Here is a 17,547-nt window from a genome sequence, read left to right as displayed (position 1 = left end):
GTCCGGCACGGGCATGGCGGGACGGCTGGTGTTCGCCGGCCTGCTGGCGCTGGCGCTCGGGGTGGCCGGGGCGCTGGCCGCCGGGCCGGCATTGGCGCAGAGCATGACCTTCGACCTGGGCGACGCCGGGGGATCGACCACCGGGCGCATCGTCCAGATGGTCGCGCTGATCACCGTGCTGTCGCTGGCGCCGTCGATCCTGATCATGATGACGGCCTTCACCCGCATCGTCATCGTCCTGTCCTTCCTGCGCTCGGCGCTGGGCATCCAGCAGGTGCCGCCGAACACGGTGCTGATGTCGCTGGCGGTCTTCCTGACCTTCTTCGTCATGGCCCCGGTGTTCGAGCGTTCCTACAACCAGGGCATCCAGCCCCTGATCAACCAGGACATCGACGAGACGGAGGCGTTCCGCCGCACGGTCGCCCCGTTGCGCGAGTTCATGCTGAAACACACCAGCGAGAAGGACCTGCGCCTGTTCATGGACATGGCGCGCATCGAGAACGTGGCGGACGCTGAGCAGACCCCGCTGCACGTGCTGGTTCCCGCCTTCATGATCTCGGAGATCAAGCGGGCCTTCGAGATCGGCTTCCTGCTGTTCCTGCCCTTCCTGATCATCGACATGGTGGTGTCGTCGATCCTGATGTCGATGGGCATGATGATGCTGCCGCCGACCATGGTGGCGATTCCGTTCAAGATCATCTTCTTCGTGCTGGTGGACGGCTGGTACCTGATCGCCGGATCGCTGGCGCGCAGCTTCGGCACGCTCTGAACAGGGTGGCCACGGCCTCCGGCACAGATCGTCGCAGGTGAAACCGCCTGCGGACGGGCGCATCGGCTTGCGCTAGTATTGGATCCGGGAAGAGCGTAAGAGGATCGGCCCGCGCGAGCGCACCGACCGCCGCCGTACCCGCAGCTTGTGGCTTCTTCGTCCCCCGCTCGGACTCCCAACGGACCCCCTCCACGTCCCACATGTCAGACACGACCCTGAAAGCCGCGGCACCCGACAAGGGCAGGCTGGCCGCGCTCACCCTCGGTGCGCTTGGCGTCGTTTACGGCGACATCGGCACCAGCCCGCTCTACACGCTGCGCGAATGCTTCTCGCCGGAGCATGGGCTCGCCCTGACGCCGCAGAACATCCTGGGCATCATGTCCATGGTCTTCTGGGCGCTGGTGCTCGTGGTCACGGTGAAATACGTGCTGTTCGTCATGCGCGCCGACAACAAGGGCGAGGGCGGCATCCTGGCCCTGCTGGCGCTGGCGACCAACAGCCGGCCGGATTCCACCGGGCGGCTGTCCGGCCTGATGGCGATGGGCCTGTTCGGCGCCGCCCTGTTCTACGGCGACGGCATGATCACCCCGGCCATCTCCGTCCTCTCCGCGGTGGAGGGGCTGGAGGTGGCGCAGCCGGCGCTGGAGCGGGTCGTGGTGCCGGTGACCGTGGGCATCCTGATCGCCCTGTTTGGAATCCAGAGCCGCGGCACCGAGAAGGTCGGCCGGCTGTTCGGCCCGATCATGGTCGCGTGGTTCGCCACGCTAGGCCTGCTCGGCCTGATCGAGCTGGTCAAGGAACCGCAGGTCCTGGCCGCGCTCGACCCGCGCCACGCCGTTCATTTCTTCGCCTCGAACGGCTGGATCGGCTTCCTGGTGCTGGGCGCCGTCGTTCTGGCCGTCACCGGGGGCGAGGCACTCTACGCCGACATGGGCCATTTCGGCCGCCGCCCCATCAAGGTGGCTTGGCTGGCCGTGGTGCTGCCCGCGCTGCTGCTGAACTATTTCGGCCAGTGCGCCCTGCTGCTGAGCGATCCCACGGCGGTGCGCAGCCCCTTCTACCTGCTGGTGCCGGAGTGGGGCCTCTATCCGATGATCCTGCTGTCGACCTGCGCGGCGGTGATCGCCAGCCAAGCGGTGATCTCCGGCGTCTTTTCACTGACCCGGCAGGCGGTGCAGCTCGGCCTGTGCCCACGGCTGGACATCCGCCATACCTCGCAGGAAGAAGGCGGACAGATCTACATCCCGCGGGCCAACTGGGGCCTGCTGTTCGCCGTCATCGGTCTGGTCGTCTGGTTCGAATCCTCCAGTCGGCTGGCGACCGCCTACGGCATCGCGGTGACCGGCGACATGGTCATCACCACCATCCTGGCGCTGGTCGTGGCGCATCGCCGCTGGAACTGGAGCCTGCCCGTCTGTCTGGCGCTGGGCGCGCTGTTCCTCAGCGTCGACTTGGCGCTGTTCCTCGCCAACGCCGTGAAGATCCCGCACGGCGGCTGGGTGCCGCTGGTCATCGCCGCGGTAACGCTGGGGCTGATGTCGACGTGGCGCCGCGGCCGCGCCGTCCTGAACCGCCGGCTGGCCGAGGATTCCCTGCCGCTGGATGGCTTCATCAAACGGCACGCCAAGTCCTCCGACATCCAGCGGGTGAAGGGCACGGCGATCTTCCTGACCTCCAGCGCCGACACGGTGCCCATCGCCCTGCTGCACAACCTGAAGCACAATCAGGTGATGCACGAGCGCATTGTCTTCCTGACCGTGATGGTCGAGGACGTGCCCCGCGTTCCCGCCAAGGAGCGCGTCGTGCTGGAGGGGCTCGCCGACGGCTTCTACCGCCTGACGGTGCGCTACGGTTTCTCGCAGGAGCCGAACATCCCCAAGGCGCTGCGGCTGTGCAAGGCGTTCGGGCTGGAGTTCGACGTGATGACGACCTCCTTCTTCCTCGGCCGCGAGACGCTGATCCCCCGCATCAACCCGCAGATGGCCCAGTGGCGGGAGAAGCTGTTCGTCGTGATGTCGCGCACCGCGGTCAGCGCCACCGACTTCTTCAAGATCCCGCCGAACCGCGTGGTCGAGCTGGGCACCCAGGTACAGCTCTGAGGGTTTGCCGCCGCGCCAATGAAAAAGCCCCTTTCCGATGGAAAGGGGCTTTTTCGTGGAAGAGCGGGGTCAGGCTGCAGGCTTGTGTGGTGGATTGACCGGTGCCATCAGCGCCGAAAAACGCTGATCCATGGATGGCAGCCACGTCAGCATGATGGACATCTGCCCCTTCAACTCGCGGAGGTCGCCCTCCATAGCGCGCTCACGCTCCCCGTCGATCCGTTGAGTAGCGATGATCTGGTCCAGCTTCGACAGGATTTCCGATTCGCGGTCCATCACCGAATCCCCTGGGACGCATGCATTCCGATGCAAAACCCTAACATGACTTCCCGTCCCGGTCGAATCGGGAGAAGGACCTAGTTGATCGCCGCGCTCTGCTTGCCGCGGTAGTTCTTCAGGAACTTCTGGAACACGTCCACCTCGGCGACGCGGGAACGCACGGTGTTGACGTCGATCAGGCCCAGCGCCTGCTCCGGCCGGGTCAGCACGCGGAAGGCGTCGACGTCGGGACCGTTGGTCATCGCCGAGCCGAACTCCTTGCGCAGCAGGTTCAGGTTCGTACCGTCCCCGGCCAAGGCCAGGGCCACCGCGCGGTTCAGGACGAGTTGCGAGGTCGCCGGGTTGATCGGCTGGGTCGGCGGCGGCGGCGGGCCGATCAGCTTGTTCAGGGCAAAGGCCGCGGCCTCCCACTTCTGGGCGCGCCACGCGATGTCCACCCGCAGCGAGTTGGCCGGCTTGCTGTCGTCCTCGGAGAGCAGCAGCAGCGCCTCGTCGCCGCGGCCCAGCTCGGCCAGCGCCTTGGCCTGCATCAGGCGGCGCTCGCCCACCAGATCCGTCGGCAGGTTCGGCACGTTGGACAGCTCCAGCGCGCGCAGGGCGTCCTCCGGCTTGTTGTCGAGCAGCCGGACGGAGGCGAGCCGGGTGCCGACGCGCGCCTTGTCCTCGCCGGACAGGCGGTATTCCACCTGATGCTGCAGCAGGTCGGCGGCGCGGTTCAGCAGGTCCACCGAGATCAGCCGCTCGGCGAGCTGCCGGATCACCTCGTCTCCCGCCTCGCCCACCGGGGTCAGCTCGCGGAACTGGTCGTAGAGCTGGAGCGCCTCGATGGTCGGCAGCTTCTGCGCCCCGTCCTTGTAGAGGTCGGCGAAGATGCGCGACATCTCGCGGGTGATCTCCTCCGCCCGCGGCGTGTCGGCGACCAGCGCGGCGGTCTCCTTCATGGCGTTGAAGCCATCGGCGTACTGGCCGGCAGCGATCAGCACCTCGCCCATGCGCTGGCGGATCTGCATCTCCAGCTCGTCGCCGCGCCATGTGAAGGTCAGTCCGGCCAGCCGCTCCGCCGCGGCGGGCGGCGACATGCGGCCTTCCGCCAGTTGCAGGTTCACCAGCGCCAGCCCGGCCTTGGCCCGGTAATAGCGGTCGAGGCTGTTGTAGGAGGCGGTCAGCTGCTCCAGCGCCCGCTCCGGCTCGTTGGTCTGGGCGTAGTAGAGGCCGCGGAGGTACTGGACATCGGGCCGCTCCTCGGCGTCCGTGCCCCCACGCTCGACGATGCGGTCGAGCAGCCGCTTGGCAAAGGGCGCGTCGCCGGTCTTCAGCGCGGCCTCGGCGGCGCGGGTCGCCAGCTTGGTCAGGATCGGGTCGGGGTAGGAATTCAGGATCGGCGCCGCCGCCTTGAAACCGGCCTGGGCCGCCGGCCAGTCGTTGCGGTCCGCCGCGATGGCGGCGCGCCACAGCGCGGCCTCGCCGTTGTTGGCGAGGTTCGGATGGGCGAAATCCTCCGCCGCGGCATCGGTGTTTCCCGCCAGGAAGCGCGCCGCCCCGCGCAGGGCGCGGAACTCCGGCCAGCCTTCCAGGTCGGGCTGGGCCTCCTGCAACACGTCCATCATGCCGATGGCCTCCTGCCCGAAGCCGTTCGCCAGATAGAAGCGGGCGAGGTCGAGCTGGGCGCGGGGCCGTTCGGAATCCGGCGCGTTGACGATGTTGAGCTGAAGGTTCTGCCGCGCCTCGGTGTAATGGTCGAGGTCGCCCTTCTTCCAGGCCGGCAGGTCGAACAGGCGGCGCCCGGAGGGCACCGGCTTCGGGTCTGTGGGCGGAGTCAGCGTGTTGGACGCGCCGCCGGGGGACGGCTTCGGCGGCAGCGAGGCCGTCTGCGCCGATGCCACCGGGCGGTTTCCGGCGTCGGCCATGGGCGACAGGTGAAGGCCCCCCGCCGCGGTCACCTCCACCCCTTCCTTCACCGGGCGCACGGTGATGGCGTCCGCGATGGGCCGGACGACGACGCCCTGGTAGCTGGGCAGCAGTTCCAGGTCGGCGTAGCGGTGCGATTCGGGGATGGCGTTGCCGGGAGCCGGCAGCGGAACGACCTGGAGGCGGTCGCCGACGTCGGGGTCGGACAGCGTCACCACGGTCGCCGCGTCCGCGGCGCGCACCAGCAGACGGGCGCCCAGCAGGAAATCCGGCTCCGGATCGATCTTCAGCTCGAAGGGCGGCGTGCCGGTCAGGCGGCTGGTCGGCGTGATCTTCCAGCTCGTCCCCTGCCGTTCGATCTTCGGCCAGACCAGCGCGCCGATCCTGGTGCGGAAGGCACTGCCGCCGGTGGCCGGCACCGGCTCGATCGCGCCGACCGTCCCGGCCCCGCCGATGGCCTTTCCGGCGCCGATGGGCAGGGGCTTGTCGAACACGATGTAAAGATGGCCGGCGCGCGGGTAGACGGCGATGGAGGCTGGGCCACCCGCGTCAAAGACCAGCGTCGGCCCCTGCGGCTCGGCTTTCGCCGGATCGGGTTTGGCCCCTTCGGGTTTGGTGGGCGCAGGAGCCGCCGCGACCTCCTTCGCCGGGGGAGGCGCCGCAGCCGGCCGTGCGGCGGCCGGGGGTGTCGCGGGTTGCGGGGCTGCGGCTGCGGCCGAGGGTGGACGCACCGTGGTCGTGGTGGCGCCGGGCGGCGGCGCACTCGCCGCGTCGCCCGTCGGCAGACCGGCGCGCGTGCCCGGATTCTGCACGTCGATCACCACGGACCGGCCGGACTTGCTGTCCTTGATCTCGGCGTCCTGCGGCACGGCGAAGGTCACCGCCAGCGCGCCGTTGGCCTGCAGGAACTGCTCCACGTTCTGGATGTTGCGCAGCGCCGTCCTCGCCACCGGCGCCAGATCGGCATTGCCGTTGCGATCGAACAGCAGCGTGGCCGATGCGCCGTCGCGACGCAGCGTGTAGTTGGCGCCCTCCGGCCAAGTGAAGGACAGGCGGCTCTGCTCCGGCGTGTCGGCCGCGCTGACCGTCACCCGCCCTGCGGAGCGCGCCGGAGCGGGTGCGGCCGGTGTCTCGGCCTTGGCCGCTGGAGCGGGGGGTTGGGCCGGCGTCTGGCTCTGGGCCGGCGCTTCCGCGGCGGGGGTCAGGTCGAGCGCCACGGCGTTGCCGTTGCGGAAGCTCTTCAGCGTCACCGGCCGCTTCAGGTCGAAGGTCACCGTCTTTCCGTCGCCGCCGATCCTCACACCGGACAGATAGCCGGGCAAGGCCGCAACGGTGCGGTCCAGCGCGGCGTTGATCGGCTCGTCGAAGCGGACGACCAGCGTGTTGCCCTCCACCGACGCGCTGTAGCCCGTCTGGCGCGGCCAGTCAAAGACCATGCGCCCGAAGGTCTTGTGGGTGGCGGCGCGCACCGGAACGTCAACGGCCCAGGCAGCCGGGGTGACGGCAATCTGGGCGGCAAGCAGGGCCGTGGCGGCCACGAAGCCGCTCAGCCAGCGCCGGTATGCCCTGCCCCGCCCCATCCGTTTCACTCCTCCGGCTCCGCATCGGTGGCCGCCCCGGACACGGGCGGGCCTGCCGTCTCCTCACGCACCACAACATCGACCCGCGCCCCGCCGGGCACCGGATCGATGCCGGGCGTTTCGCTCATCAGGCTGCGCGCCACGAGGTCGCGCTTGTAGCCCGTTTCGCGCAGCAGCGCCGCAACGGCAACCGCGCGCGTCAGGGCGCGTTCCCAGGCCAGCCCCGCGGACTGGTCCTCCCGCTCGGCGTGCCCGACCACCTCGATCCGGTTGCCGATCCGGCCCACCGCCGCACCCAGCAGATACAGCACGCGCCGCCCCTGGTCGGTGAAGCTGCCGCCGGTCGGGTCGAACATCACATGGGCCGGCAGGCCGATCACCACGCGGTCGTCCTCCCGCCGCACCTCCACCGCCGCCAGATCTTCGTTGGCCGCGGTCTGGGTACGAAGCAGGGCGCTGAGATAATCCAGATTGATCGCCGAATATGACTCCACCGTGGCGGCGTTGAAGGCGGCCTTCGGCTCGGGCGGCGTCGCCGAGGGCGTGACCGCGGTGGAGCGGGCCGACGATAGCGACTTGACCAGCCCGGTCCAGCGCTGGGCTTCCGGCTCGCTCATCGAATACATCAGCACGAAGAAGGCGAGCAGCAGCGACATCAGGTCGGTGAAGCTGATCAGCCAGATCGTCCGGTTGTGGCCGCCGCTCTTGTCCTCGGCCTTGGGCAGCTTGGGGAGGCGGATCATCGGCGCCCTCCCCCCGGCGCATCGTCCATGGCGCGCAGGCTGAACAGCAGGCGGACGGCGCCCGGCGCGCCGCGCTCGATGCCCACCGTCACCGCGTCCGCCGGCGCCCCGTCGGCGATCAGCAGCCGGGCCAGCGCGCCGGCCCGCACCACCGGGCCGGGCGGCTGGCTGGGGCCGCCCGCCGGGCCGATGGACAGCAGCGCGTCCAGCTCGATCCGCTCGCCGGGACGGTTCTGCAGCAGCGCGTCGGCCACCCGGTCGATCAGGCCGATGCGGTCCGGGCGCAGGTCGGCCGTGCCGGGAAGGAACAGCTCGTCGGCGGGCAGGCGCACCTCCAACAGGCGACCCGGCGTGACGCTGTCCACCTTCGCCACGGCGATGGCGGTGGCGAACAGATTGCCCAGACCGTCCAGCCGCTGCACGGCGAAGACGGTGCCGGCGCGCGAGGCCAACGGGTCCGCCGGTTCGCGCAGGCGGGGGTCGATGTAGAAGGCGGGGAAGCTGCGCTCCAGCGACACCAGCACCGTGCGCACCCGCTGGGCGGTCTGCACGGACTGGGCGTTCAGAACGATGAAGAAGACGAGCAGCAGCAGGAACAGCGACAGCAGAAGCACGATGCTTCCGTTGTTCGGGTTCGGCCGGCTGCCCGACAGGTCCGGCTTCTTGTGGCCGGGCGCAGCCATGGGATTAATCGAAGCTCGCCAGCAGGCGGTCGATCTCGTCCTGATCCATGGCGGCGCTGGTCATCTGCGGCCCGTGCAGCAGCCCGGCCTCCGGGTCGTCCGCCGGGCGGTCGGTGGCGAAGTTCGGGGCCGGGTCGGCGTGGGCCTCAGCCACGGCAACCGCGGCGGCGGGGCGGGTGTGGTTCTGCCGCACCTCGTCGCCAAAGGCCGCGACGATCATGTCCACCTTCGATTCGATGTGCTTGAGAGTGCGCACGACCTTGGAGATGCGCTGGCCAGTAATGTCCTGGAAGTTGCAGGCCTCGAAGATCTTGGTCACCTGCTCGGTCAGCTTCGCGGAATTCTCCGGGTCGATCTGGCCGGAGATGCCGGTGATGACGTCGCAGGCGTCGAAGATGGCGAAGGTGGCCTGTTCCGTGGCGCCGACGACGGCGTCCAGCTCATCGGTGGCGTTCGGGATGTGCTGGTCACGGATTTCGGCGGGTTGGAGCGCCGCCAGTTCCTGCTTGGCGCTCTCGATGAAGCGGGCGAGGTCGACCACCTCCTTGTAGAGGCGCAGGTCGGTGGCGGAGATGTCGCCGTCCATGCTGCCGAGGATGGAGCGGACGATGTCCGTCACCTCCTCGCGGCTCAGCGGCTGGGCCGCTTCGGCATGGGCGGCATCGAGCTGCTGGCGCAGGAGCTTCTGGTCGGCGAGCGAGGAGGAAACGGGCGGGGCCATGTGCGTTCCGATGTGAGCGTTCCGTGGTCTTGTCCGGCCTGCGTGCGATCGGGTGCGTCGGCCGGCCCGGACGCAGACGCCGGAAGCGGGTTCGACCCAACCTCGCGTCCTCGCACGGCCGCCGCCGACTCGGAGCCTCGTCAGCCTTTCCAACCCTAATTTCGCTCGGTTAACACGCCGTTAAGCGCCTGAAACGTCGCAACGCAAAGACGGCGTGGAATCGCCCTGCCGGAAAGAAAGCGGAAGCGTTGTTCTGCGCCCGCGCGCCTTCAACCAACGCTCGCCATTGTCGAACTTTAAAGAAAGCTGCGGCAATTTGTTTCAAGCGGAGTCCGCAAACGGACAAAGGGCCGCCTCGAGGGCGGCCCTTCTTCACCGTTGCACCGTGCGACTGTTCCGTCAGGCTGGTACGCCAATGAAACAGTCAGGGGTGAAATGTTCCGGTAAAACAGTACCAGCAGTCAGCTGCCGCTGCTCCGCCCGCCACCATGGCTGTGTTCGCCGCCCTTGCGGCCCGCTTCCGATGCGCGTTCCGGATCGTTCTTGAAGTTGCCGCCGGACGCCTGCCCACCCTTGTGGCCGGCTTCGGACGCACGTTCCGGGTCGTTCTTGAAGTTGCCGCCGGACGCCTGTCCACCCTTGTGGCCGGCTTCGGAGGCACGCTCCGGGTCGTTCTTGAAGTTGCCGCCGGAAACCTGACCGCCCTTGTGGCCGGCTTCCGCCGCGCGCTCCGGATCGTTCTTGAAGTTGCCGCCGGAGTGCTGACCGCCCGAGCTACGGCCCTGGTTCTGGTCGTTCATCTTGTCTCCTTCCTTCTTGTTGTTGGGCAAACTTGCGTTGCCCGAACACGCCGGAGCCAACATGAAACGAAGCCGACCGTTGCAGGCCCTCTACCATCCTGACAGTACGTGTACGTATATTCAGTAGATGCGTAGCGGGCGGTGGGTATGACCAACCGCACGGTCATACCCACCTTCCCGTCATCGCAATCAAAGGACGTATTCAGTTTTTCGGTGCCGTGGGCAGACCACGCCGTTCGATGAGGGCGGAGGTGAGTTCCTTGGCCTTCAGCGGGTCCATCGCGGCCAGGATCGGCGCCGTCTTGGTTTCCTTCATCTTCTCCACCACCCCCAGCAGGACGGGCATGTCCAGCTCCTCGAAGATGCGGGCGGCTTCCTTGGGCTTCATCGTCTCGTAGATCTTCACGAGGCTTTCGAGTTGCGCGGCCTGCTTCTCATCGCCCTGGCGCATCAGCTTCTGGATGTCGGAGCGGACCTTATCCATCTCCTGCACCTTCTGATCGATGCGCTTCTCGGCGGCGGTCAGCAGGGCTTCGCGCTGCTCCAGCTCCCTGGTGCGGCGCTCGATCTCGGCGCGGCGCTCGGCGAAATGCTGGAGAAGCTCCTCGTTCTTCACCGGGCCGAGGGCGGCGTTGTCCGGCGGCGTCGGGTTGGGCGGCGCGCCGTTGCTCGACCCACCCTGGGCCGGGGCCGGGGCCGGTTCGGGCGAGGGCTTGGCACCGTTGGCGGCGAGCTGCATCGGCGGCGCCGGAACGGCGCTCTGACCTTGGGCCAGGGTCGCCGGGAATTCGGGCAGGCGGGCGTCGCGCGTGGTGATCCGCCACAGATCGCCGACGCGCACCCCCAGCATCAGGACGGCGACGAAGATGGTCAGCGGCAGGATGCGGAACCGCCACGCCTTCATCTTCTCGCGCAACCGCTCCGATAGCGGGCGTCGCGGAACGGCGGGCTTGCGCTTCGCCTTGGCTTTCACCTTGGCCTTCTTCGCTTTGGCGGCTTGGGCCGCGGCCTGCGCGGTACCCTGGGCCGGCGGTTGGCCGGCAACGCTCGGGCTGGTGCGGACGCCGGTCGGGGTGGCCCCGGCCGGGCGGATCACAACCTTGGGCTCCTCGCCGCCGACGGCAGCGGACGCGCCTTTCGTGGTGGTGGCGTCGCTCATCCGACCCCCTTGCCGGCGTTCTCGATGGCTTGCAGAAGTTCACGTTCGGCGCGGGACAGGCTTTCGCCCTCACGCACGATGGGATCAGACGACGGCGCCGGGCGGCGCGACAATGGATCGGTCCGCAACGGATCGGCCCTCAGCGGATCAGCGCGCAGCGGTTCGTTCCGGAACGCAGCGGAACGCAGCGGCGGCAGATCGTCGTGATCGATGTGACCGTCGTCGTGGAGATCGTGGCCGTGGAGATCATGATCGTCGTGATCGTGATCGTCGTGACCGAGATCGTCCTCGACAATCGGGCGCGGGGCGACGGCCGGGCGCGACGCGACGGGCGGACGGGCGGACAGGCCGGGGCGCACCGCCGGACGCGCCGCGGGGCCCGGCTTCGGACGCTCACCGCCGACGTTGCCCAGCCGGTTCGCCATGGCGTCGGCGGCCTCGATCATGAATTCCAGCTCGTCGCGCAGGGTCTGCGCCTTGGCGACCGTGCGCTGCAAATCGTCGCCGGTCTCGTGGGCCGTCTTCTTCAGACCGCGCACGCCGGTTTCGGCGCGCGACATGGCCTCGTTCAGGCCGCGCACCAGCTCGGCCATCTCGCCGCGGCTCTCGCGCAGCTTGATGATCTGCCGGTTGAGGATGATCGCGTAGGCGATGGTCGCGGCGAGCAGCCCCACCATCACCAGATCGAGGACGAGCGTGAGGGTCGGGCTCATAGCCGCATGACCTCCTGCTTGGGCAGCTCCCGCTCGATCCGCACGGCGATGTGCCCGCCCTTCCGGCCCATGCGGCCTTGGAACATGGAAACGTCGCCGCAGCGCAGCTCGATGGTGCCGTCCGGCGTGGCGTTCAGAAGGATTCGCGTGCCGACGCGCCAGTTCAGCACGTCGTGGAGGGTCATCGTCACCTCGTCCAGCACCGCGGAGATGTCCACGTCGGTGACCAGCAGTTCCGAGGCGAGGTGGGTTTCCCAGATCGAGTCGCGGCCGAACTTCTCACCCATGAACATCTGGAGCAGAAGTTCGCGCACCGGCTCCAGCGTCGCATAGGGGATCATCAGCTCCAAGCGGCCGCCGCGATCCTCCATGTCGATGCGCAGCTTGACCAGCACCGCCGCGTTGGCCGGGCGCGCGATGGTCGCGAAGCGCGGGTTGGTCTCCAACCGGTCGAAGCGGAAGGTGACGGGCGACAGCGGGTCGAAGGCGGCGGACAGGTCGGACAGCACCACATGGACCATGCGCTCCACGAGGTTGCGCTCGATAGTCGTGTAGGGGCGTCCTTCGATGCGCATCGCCGCGGTGCCGCGCCGCCCGCCCAGCAGCACGTCCACGATGGAGTAGATCAACGCCGAGTCCACGACCATCAGGCCGTAGTTGTCCCACTCCTCCGCCTTGAAGACGGACAGCATCGCCGGCAGCGGGATGGAGTTGAGATAGTCGCCGAAGCGCACCGAGGAGATCTGGTCGAGGCTGACCTCGACGTTGTCGGAGGTGAAGTTGCGCAAGGACGTGGACATCATGCGGACGAGGCGGTCGAAGACCACCTCCAGCATGGGCAGGCGTTCGTAGTTGACCAGCGCCGAATTGACCAGCGCCATGATGCCGGAGTTGTCGCCGTCCCCGGCCCCGCCCTGGTCGAAGCCGAGCAGGCTGTCGATCTCGTCCTGGTTCAGGACGCGGGTCGAACCGCCGCCGCCCATGTCCGCCATGTCGCCCATATCGCCACCGTCTTCGGCGAGGGCGGCCCATTCGGCGGCAAGGCGTTCTTCTTCGCTCAGTTCCTCGGTGTTGCTCATGGCCCGTTTCCGCCGTCCCTACTGGACCAGCATTTCCTTGAACAGCACGTCCTTGACCTTCACCGGATGGGCGGACGCGGTGATCCGCATCAGCAGCTCCTGGCGAAGGCGGTACATGCCCGCCGACCCCTTCAGATCCTCCAGCCGCAATTCGCGCAGATAGACCTGGAAATTGTCGATGATGCGCGGCAGCACATGCTCGATCGCCGGTATGTCCTCGCCCTTGGCAAGCTGGATCGAGATCTTGATCTTCAGGAAGGCCGGACGCTTGCCGCTGCTGTTCAGGTTCACCAGCATGTCCGGCAGGTCGTAGAAGACCGGTGCCGCGTGGGGATCGGGCTGCGCCGGCTCCGCCGGCACCTCCGCGTGCTCCTCCTTCTTGCCGAGCAGCGAATCGAGCAGGCCGCTGAAGTAGACGCCCGCCCCGGCGCCGATCAGCAGCACCAGCGGCAGGATGACGAACAGGACCAGCTTCTTGCCGCTGAATTTCTTGCGCGGCAGGCCATCGGTCGGAACGTCGTCTTCAGCGTGCGCGGTCATGGAATCCTAAGCGCGAGCGGTGGCGGAGCGTGGCCTTACCAGCGCAGCAACCCTATCTTTCGGATAGTTAACAAAGCCTTTCGGGCACGGTCCGGGGCTGTGACAGAAGCGCAACCACAGACAGCGGCACGGTTCTTGATTGGGGCATCGCCGGAGATCCCTGTCAACCGAGGAGCGAACGCCCGAACCACGCCCGCAATCCCCGTCCGCCCCCCGCCCCGCCTGCCGCTGCCGATCCGACCGCTTCCGGCGGACGAGGCCTCCGTGAACCCGCGCGCCGTCCGCGCCGCGGCAACGGGACGCTTTTGCCCGGCGTCGAGCGGCAGCCCTTGCCATCCCACCGGCAGTTCTTGCCCGGCAGGCGCTTCCCAAACGGCGGAAACGCCGGTCATCGCCGTCTTTCCGGCTCTCTCCGGCGCTGGCACGCGCCGTGCATTGCCATTTGCGCCGGTCGGGACGATCCCCCGGCCCGAATGGAAAGAGGTCGCCGATGGAAAACCCGATCTACGTATCCCTGTCGCGCCAGATGACCCTGCGCCGCCAGTTGGACGTGATCTCGAACAACATCGCGAACATGAACACCACGGGCTTCAAGCAGCAGCGCATGCTGTTCACGGAGTTCCTGGAGCGTCCGGGCATGCACGAGCAGATCAGCTTCGTGCAGGACCGCGCCGTGGTGCGCGACCTCTCGGCCGGCGGGATGATGCAGACCGGCAATCCGCTGGATCTGGCGCTGACCGGCCACGGCTACTTCACGGTCGATACGGCGAGCGGCCCCCGCTACACCCGCGCCGGCAACTTCCGCCTGAACGACCAGCGCCAGATCGTCGACGGCGGCGGCCTGCCGGTCCTGGGCGACAACGGCCAGCCCCTGGCCATCCCGAACGGCACCAAGGACATCATGGTTTCCGGCGACGGCACCGTTGCCACCGAGCTGGGTCCAGTCGGCCGGCTGAACATCGTCACCTTCCGCAACGAGCAGCTGATGACCGAGGTCGGCGCCGGCCTGTACGTCAGCGACGAGGAGCCTCAGGCGGCCCCCGCCGACACGAAGGTGGCACAGGGAATGCTAGAGAATTCGAACGTGAAGCCGGTGGTCGAGATGACGGCGCTGATCGAGATCCAGCGCCAGTACCAGTCGAACCAGAAGCTGATCGAGAACGAGCACGAGCGCATCCGCAGCGCCATCCAGAAGCTGGGCCGCACGGCCTGATCGACCGCGTAAAGGAGCAAGAACCATGCGCAGCCTCGCCATCGGCGCCACCGGCATGATCGCCCAGCAGCTGAACGTCGAAACCATCTCGAACAACATCGCCAACGCGACGACGACCGGCTTCAAGAAGCAGCGGGCCGAGTTCCAGGACCTGCTGTACCAGAACTTCCGCCGCATCGGCTCCACCTCGTCGGACGCCGGCACCATCGTGCCGACCGGTGTGCAGGTGGGCGCCGGCGTGCGCGTCGCCGCGGTGGCCCGCGTGCTGGAGCAGGGCAACCTGACCGTCACCGACAACAAGCTGGACGTCGCCATCAACGGCTCCGGCTATTTCCAGGTGCAGCTCCCCAGCGGCGACACGGCCTACACCCGCGCCGGCAATTTCAAGCTGTCGCCGGAGGGCATCATCGTCACCGCCGACGGCTATCCGGTGCAGCCGGCCATCACCATCCCGGCGGAAGCGGTGGACGTCGCCATCAACGCCTCGGGCGAGGTGATGGTGAAGCTGGACGGCCAAGTCGCCCAGCAGAATGTCGGGCAGATCCAGCTCGCCACCTTCGCCAACGCGGCGGGTCTGGAAGCGGTCGGCGACAATCTGTTCCTGCAGACCGGCGCGTCGGGCGAGGCGGTCGGCGGCAACCCCGGCGCTCCCGGATTCGGCCGCGTGGTGCAGGGCGCCCTGGAGACCTCCAACGTCAACATCGTGCAGGAGATCACCACCCTGATCTCCGCCCAGCGCGCCTATGAGATGAACTCCAAGGTCATCAAGACCACCGACGAGATGATGCAGCAGGCTTCGCAGCTCCGCTGATCCCGGCACCGCCGTAAGGCTCGTCTTTGCAAGGAATCCCCGCCATGCCCCGCCCCGCTCTGCGCATCCTCGGCTCCGCCCTTCTCGCCGCCGCCCTCGCCGGCGGCCCGACGGTCTTTGCCCAGACGGCCCTCGCCCAGACGGCCCTCGCCCAGACGATGGACGGCGGCGCCTCGGCGGCAGCGGCGGCACAGGCGGTGGTCTACAGCCCGGCCCATGTCGAGGCGGTGCTGTCCGACGCACTGTCCCGCCAGATCACCACGGGTCGCCTGCAGATGGAGCTGGACAACCGGGTGGTCGAGCTGCGCGCCCCGGCGGGCGCCGGCAGCCTGACGGTGGAGAACCTCTACTACAACCCGGTGCAGGGCCGCTTCGCCGCGGAGATGATCGTGGCCGACACCCGCCCGGTCGTGCGCCTTCCGGTGTCGGGCCGCGCCTATGGCGTGGTCCAGGTGCCGGTGCTGTCGCGGCGCATCGCGCCCGGCGACGTGATCGGCCCCGGCGACGTGGATTGGCAGGATGTGCGCGTCGACCTCGCCGGCAGCGACATCGCCGCCACCGACGCCCAGCTCATCGGCCTGACGCCGCGCCGCGGCGTTCCCGTGAACCAGCCCGTGCGTCTGCGCGACCTGCAGTCGCCGCGGGTCGTGGACAAGGGCGCGCTGGTCACCATCACGCTGGCCACCGAGAACCTGACCCTGTCGGTCCAGGGCAAGGCCCTGCAGGACGGCGGCCGGGGCGACGTGATCCGCGTCGTCAACACCCAATCGAACCGCATCCTCGAAGCGACGGTCGCGGGCCCCAACATCGTCGCCGTGGCAAAGCCCGGCGTCATCGCGAAGTAAGGAGAAAGCTCCCATGCCCGCCCTCAAGACGACCGCTCCCAGGCACACGGTCCGCATGGCGTTCCGCTTCGCGCTGCTCGCCGCCGTCGCCGCCGGCCTGCCCGCCTGCAACGCCATGTCGCGCGTGGCGGACATCGGCTCCGCTCCGGAACTCACCAAGATCAAGGACCCGCAGGCCCAGCCCGGCTACCAGCCGGTCAGCCTGCCGATGCCCACCCCCCTGCCGACGGAGCGCAACCCGAACTCGCTGTGGCGGACCGGCGCCAAGGCCTTCTTCAAGGATCAGCGCGCCGCCAAGGTCGGCGACCTGCTGACCGTCGACATCCAGATCAACGACCAGGCCCAGCTCAACAACCAGACCACCCGCACCCGCGGCAACTCCGAGAAGGCCGGTATGCCGAGCTTCCTCGGCTTCGAGGGCAAGGCCCTGCAACGCGCGCTGCCCGACGGGGTGAGCGCCGACAGCTTGCTGGACCTTTCAAGCTCGACCTCCAACGACGGCAAGGGCGCCATCAACCGCAAGGAGCAGATCACCCTGAAGGTGGCCGCCCTGGTCACCCAGTCCCTGCCCAACGGCAACATGGTCATCCAGGGCCGGCAGGAGGTCCGGGTGAACTACGAAGTGCGCGACCTGATCATCACCGGCGTGATCCGGCCGGAGGACATCACCGCGCAGAACACCATCAGCTACGAGAAGGTCGCCGAGGCCCGCATCTCCTACGGTGGACGCGGACAGATCACCGATGTGCAGCAGCCGCGTTACGGCCAACAGCTCTTCGACATCATCATGCCCTTCTAAGGACGTTCCGGGGACCAAGACCGCAACGCGCCAGCGACCAGCACGGAAGGGGGGCAGCGCCCCTTCTGGCCGGCTGCGGGGAACCGCAGCCGGCTCGCACGCGCTTGGCCGGGAAGTTTCTGCCGCCCGGCTGGATCTGCCGCTCCCTTCTTGCCCCCGTTGGCGCCCCGTCACCCGTTCCGAGCCAGAAGAGCCTCGTAACGCCGGACGGTGTCCCGCATCTCCTCCAGGATTTGGCGCTGCTCCTCGTTCACCGCCCGTGTGCGCTCTGCGTCGGCACGCGCTTGCTCGGCATGAAGCCGGGCTTCCTCGGCGTAACGCCGGGTGGCCTCATGGAGCAGCCGCGTCTCTTCCCCGACACGCCGCGCGTCCTCCGCCGCAAGCCTGGCCATCTCGGCGGATCGGCGCGCTTCCTCATTCAGCGCTCGCGTTTCCTCGGCTTCCTGCCGCTGCGCCTCGCCGGTGATCCGACCCTCTTCCGCAATGAGTCGCGCACCCTCTGCCTCGACTTGACGCTGGAAGCTCGCGGCCCGTTCCTCTTCGGCCGCCTCGCGCGTGCGTTCCGCCCCGGCGCGGGCCTCTTCGGCCCTGCTGCGCCGAGCCTCGCTGCGGCAACGCCAATCCTCCGCATCAGCATTCTGCGCCTCAACGCGGTTCGCCTGATGGTGCGTCTGGGTCATGGGGCTTCCCTTTCAGCAGGCGGTGAGACCCTTCCAACGCCTTTCCGGCGGAGCGCAGGCGCTCATCGGATCGGTCCAGCAGACGCTTCCTTCGTGTCTGCGTCTCACGGACCAGGGCCTGCAATG

Annotated in this window: 16 protein-coding genes and 2 pseudogenes; 6 read left to right on the top strand and 12 right to left on the bottom strand. The window is 68.3% G+C overall.

The window, feature by feature from the left end:
- Positions 1-13 precede the first annotated feature (13 nt).
- A complete protein-coding gene (gene fliP, locus H1Q64_RS08885) occupies positions 14-769 on the top strand; it encodes a flagellar type III secretion system pore protein FliP (RefSeq protein ID WP_237904929.1) in 756 nt (251 codons plus the stop codon).
- A 200-nt stretch (positions 770-969) separates the two neighbouring features.
- Complete coding sequence (locus H1Q64_RS08880) at positions 970-2,868, top strand: potassium transporter Kup (protein ID WP_237903197.1); 1,899 nt, start codon at positions 970-972, stop codon at positions 2,866-2,868.
- A gap of 69 nt (positions 2,869-2,937) precedes the next feature.
- Here H1Q64_RS08880 and H1Q64_RS08875 read toward each other — a convergent pair whose 3' ends face one another.
- The 11 genes and pseudogenes from H1Q64_RS08875 to H1Q64_RS08820 form a co-directional block, all read right to left on the bottom strand.
- On the bottom strand, positions 2,938-3,144 hold the full coding sequence (locus tag H1Q64_RS08875) for a hypothetical protein (protein WP_237903196.1): 207 nt from the start codon (positions 3,142-3,144) through the stop codon (positions 2,938-2,940).
- 80 nt (positions 3,145-3,224) lie between these two features.
- A complete protein-coding gene (locus tag H1Q64_RS08870) occupies positions 3,225-6,635 on the bottom strand; it encodes a tetratricopeptide repeat protein (protein WP_237903195.1) in 3,411 nt (1,136 codons plus the stop codon).
- Between the two features lie 5 nt (positions 6,636-6,640).
- Positions 6,641-7,378: a flagellar motor protein MotB gene (locus H1Q64_RS08865; protein WP_237903194.1), complete on the bottom strand. Its 738-nt coding sequence runs from the start codon at positions 7,376-7,378 to the stop codon at positions 6,641-6,643.
- Complete coding sequence (locus H1Q64_RS08860) at positions 7,375-8,061, bottom strand: hypothetical protein (protein ID WP_237903193.1); 687 nt, start codon at positions 8,059-8,061, stop codon at positions 7,375-7,377. The genes H1Q64_RS08865 and H1Q64_RS08860 overlap by 4 nt, the downstream gene beginning before the upstream one ends.
- 4 nt (positions 8,062-8,065) lie before the next feature.
- On the bottom strand, positions 8,066-8,782 hold the full coding sequence (locus H1Q64_RS08855; RefSeq protein WP_237903192.1) for a protein phosphatase CheZ: 717 nt from the start codon (positions 8,780-8,782) through the stop codon (positions 8,066-8,068).
- A 461-nt stretch (positions 8,783-9,243) separates the two neighbouring features.
- Positions 9,244-9,462, bottom strand: a pseudogene (locus H1Q64_RS08850) (general stress protein); the annotation flags it as partial.
- Positions 9,463-9,474: 12 nt separating this feature from the next.
- Positions 9,475-9,582 (bottom strand): annotated as a pseudogene (locus H1Q64_RS08840) (general stress protein); the annotation flags it as partial.
- Positions 9,583-9,784: 202 nt separating this feature from the next.
- Complete coding sequence (locus H1Q64_RS08835) at positions 9,785-10,741, bottom strand: MotE family protein (RefSeq protein WP_237903191.1); 957 nt, start codon at positions 10,739-10,741, stop codon at positions 9,785-9,787.
- A complete protein-coding gene (locus tag H1Q64_RS08830) occupies positions 10,738-11,454 on the bottom strand; it encodes a DUF6468 domain-containing protein (protein ID WP_237903190.1) in 717 nt (238 codons plus the stop codon). Before H1Q64_RS08830 ends, H1Q64_RS08835 begins: the two co-directional genes overlap by 4 nt.
- Positions 11,451-12,533, bottom strand: coding sequence for a flagellar motor switch protein FliM (gene fliM, locus H1Q64_RS08825; protein WP_035674995.1), 1,083 nt, complete (start codon positions 12,531-12,533; stop codon positions 11,451-11,453). The genes H1Q64_RS08830 and fliM overlap by 4 nt, the downstream gene beginning before the upstream one ends.
- Positions 12,534-12,551: 18 nt before the next feature.
- Positions 12,552-13,073, bottom strand: coding sequence for a flagellar basal body-associated FliL family protein (locus H1Q64_RS08820; RefSeq protein WP_035674997.1), 522 nt, complete (start codon positions 13,071-13,073; stop codon positions 12,552-12,554).
- A 490-nt stretch (positions 13,074-13,563) separates the two neighbouring features.
- On the opposite strand from H1Q64_RS08820, the gene flgF reads away from it, so the two are divergent.
- From flgF to flgH, 4 genes are read left to right on the top strand one after another with little or no spacing between them, the layout of a single operon-like run.
- Positions 13,564-14,286 (top strand): flagellar basal-body rod protein FlgF, encoded by a 723-nt coding sequence (flgF, locus tag H1Q64_RS08815; RefSeq protein WP_237903189.1) that lies wholly within the window; start codon positions 13,564-13,566, stop codon positions 14,284-14,286.
- 25 nt (positions 14,287-14,311) lie between these two features.
- Positions 14,312-15,097 carry a flagellar basal-body rod protein FlgG gene (flgG, locus tag H1Q64_RS08810; protein ID WP_145626373.1) on the top strand — a complete coding sequence of 262 codons (786 nt, stop codon included), beginning with the start codon at positions 14,312-14,314 and terminating at the stop codon, positions 15,095-15,097.
- Positions 15,098-15,141: 44 nt separating this feature from the next.
- Positions 15,142-15,942, top strand: coding sequence for a flagellar basal body P-ring formation chaperone FlgA (gene flgA / locus H1Q64_RS08805; protein ID WP_237903188.1), 801 nt, complete (start codon positions 15,142-15,144; stop codon positions 15,940-15,942).
- A 13-nt stretch (positions 15,943-15,955) separates the two neighbouring features.
- Entirely contained in the window at positions 15,956-16,741 is a 786-nt protein-coding gene (gene flgH / locus H1Q64_RS08800; protein WP_237903187.1) for a flagellar basal body L-ring protein FlgH, read from the top strand.
- Between the two features lie 170 nt (positions 16,742-16,911).
- Here flgH and H1Q64_RS08795 read toward each other — a convergent pair whose 3' ends face one another.
- Positions 16,912-17,421: a hypothetical protein gene (locus H1Q64_RS08795; protein ID WP_237903186.1), complete on the bottom strand. Its 510-nt coding sequence runs from the start codon at positions 17,419-17,421 to the stop codon at positions 16,912-16,914.
- Positions 17,422-17,547: the final 126 nt, after the last annotated feature.

Source organism: Azospirillum brasilense (assembly GCF_022023855.1).
GTDB lineage: Bacteria > Pseudomonadota > Alphaproteobacteria > Azospirillales > Azospirillaceae > Azospirillum > Azospirillum brasilense_F.
Note: the sequence above shows the minus strand (reverse complement) of the source record. Positions and strands in the feature narration are given on the sequence as shown.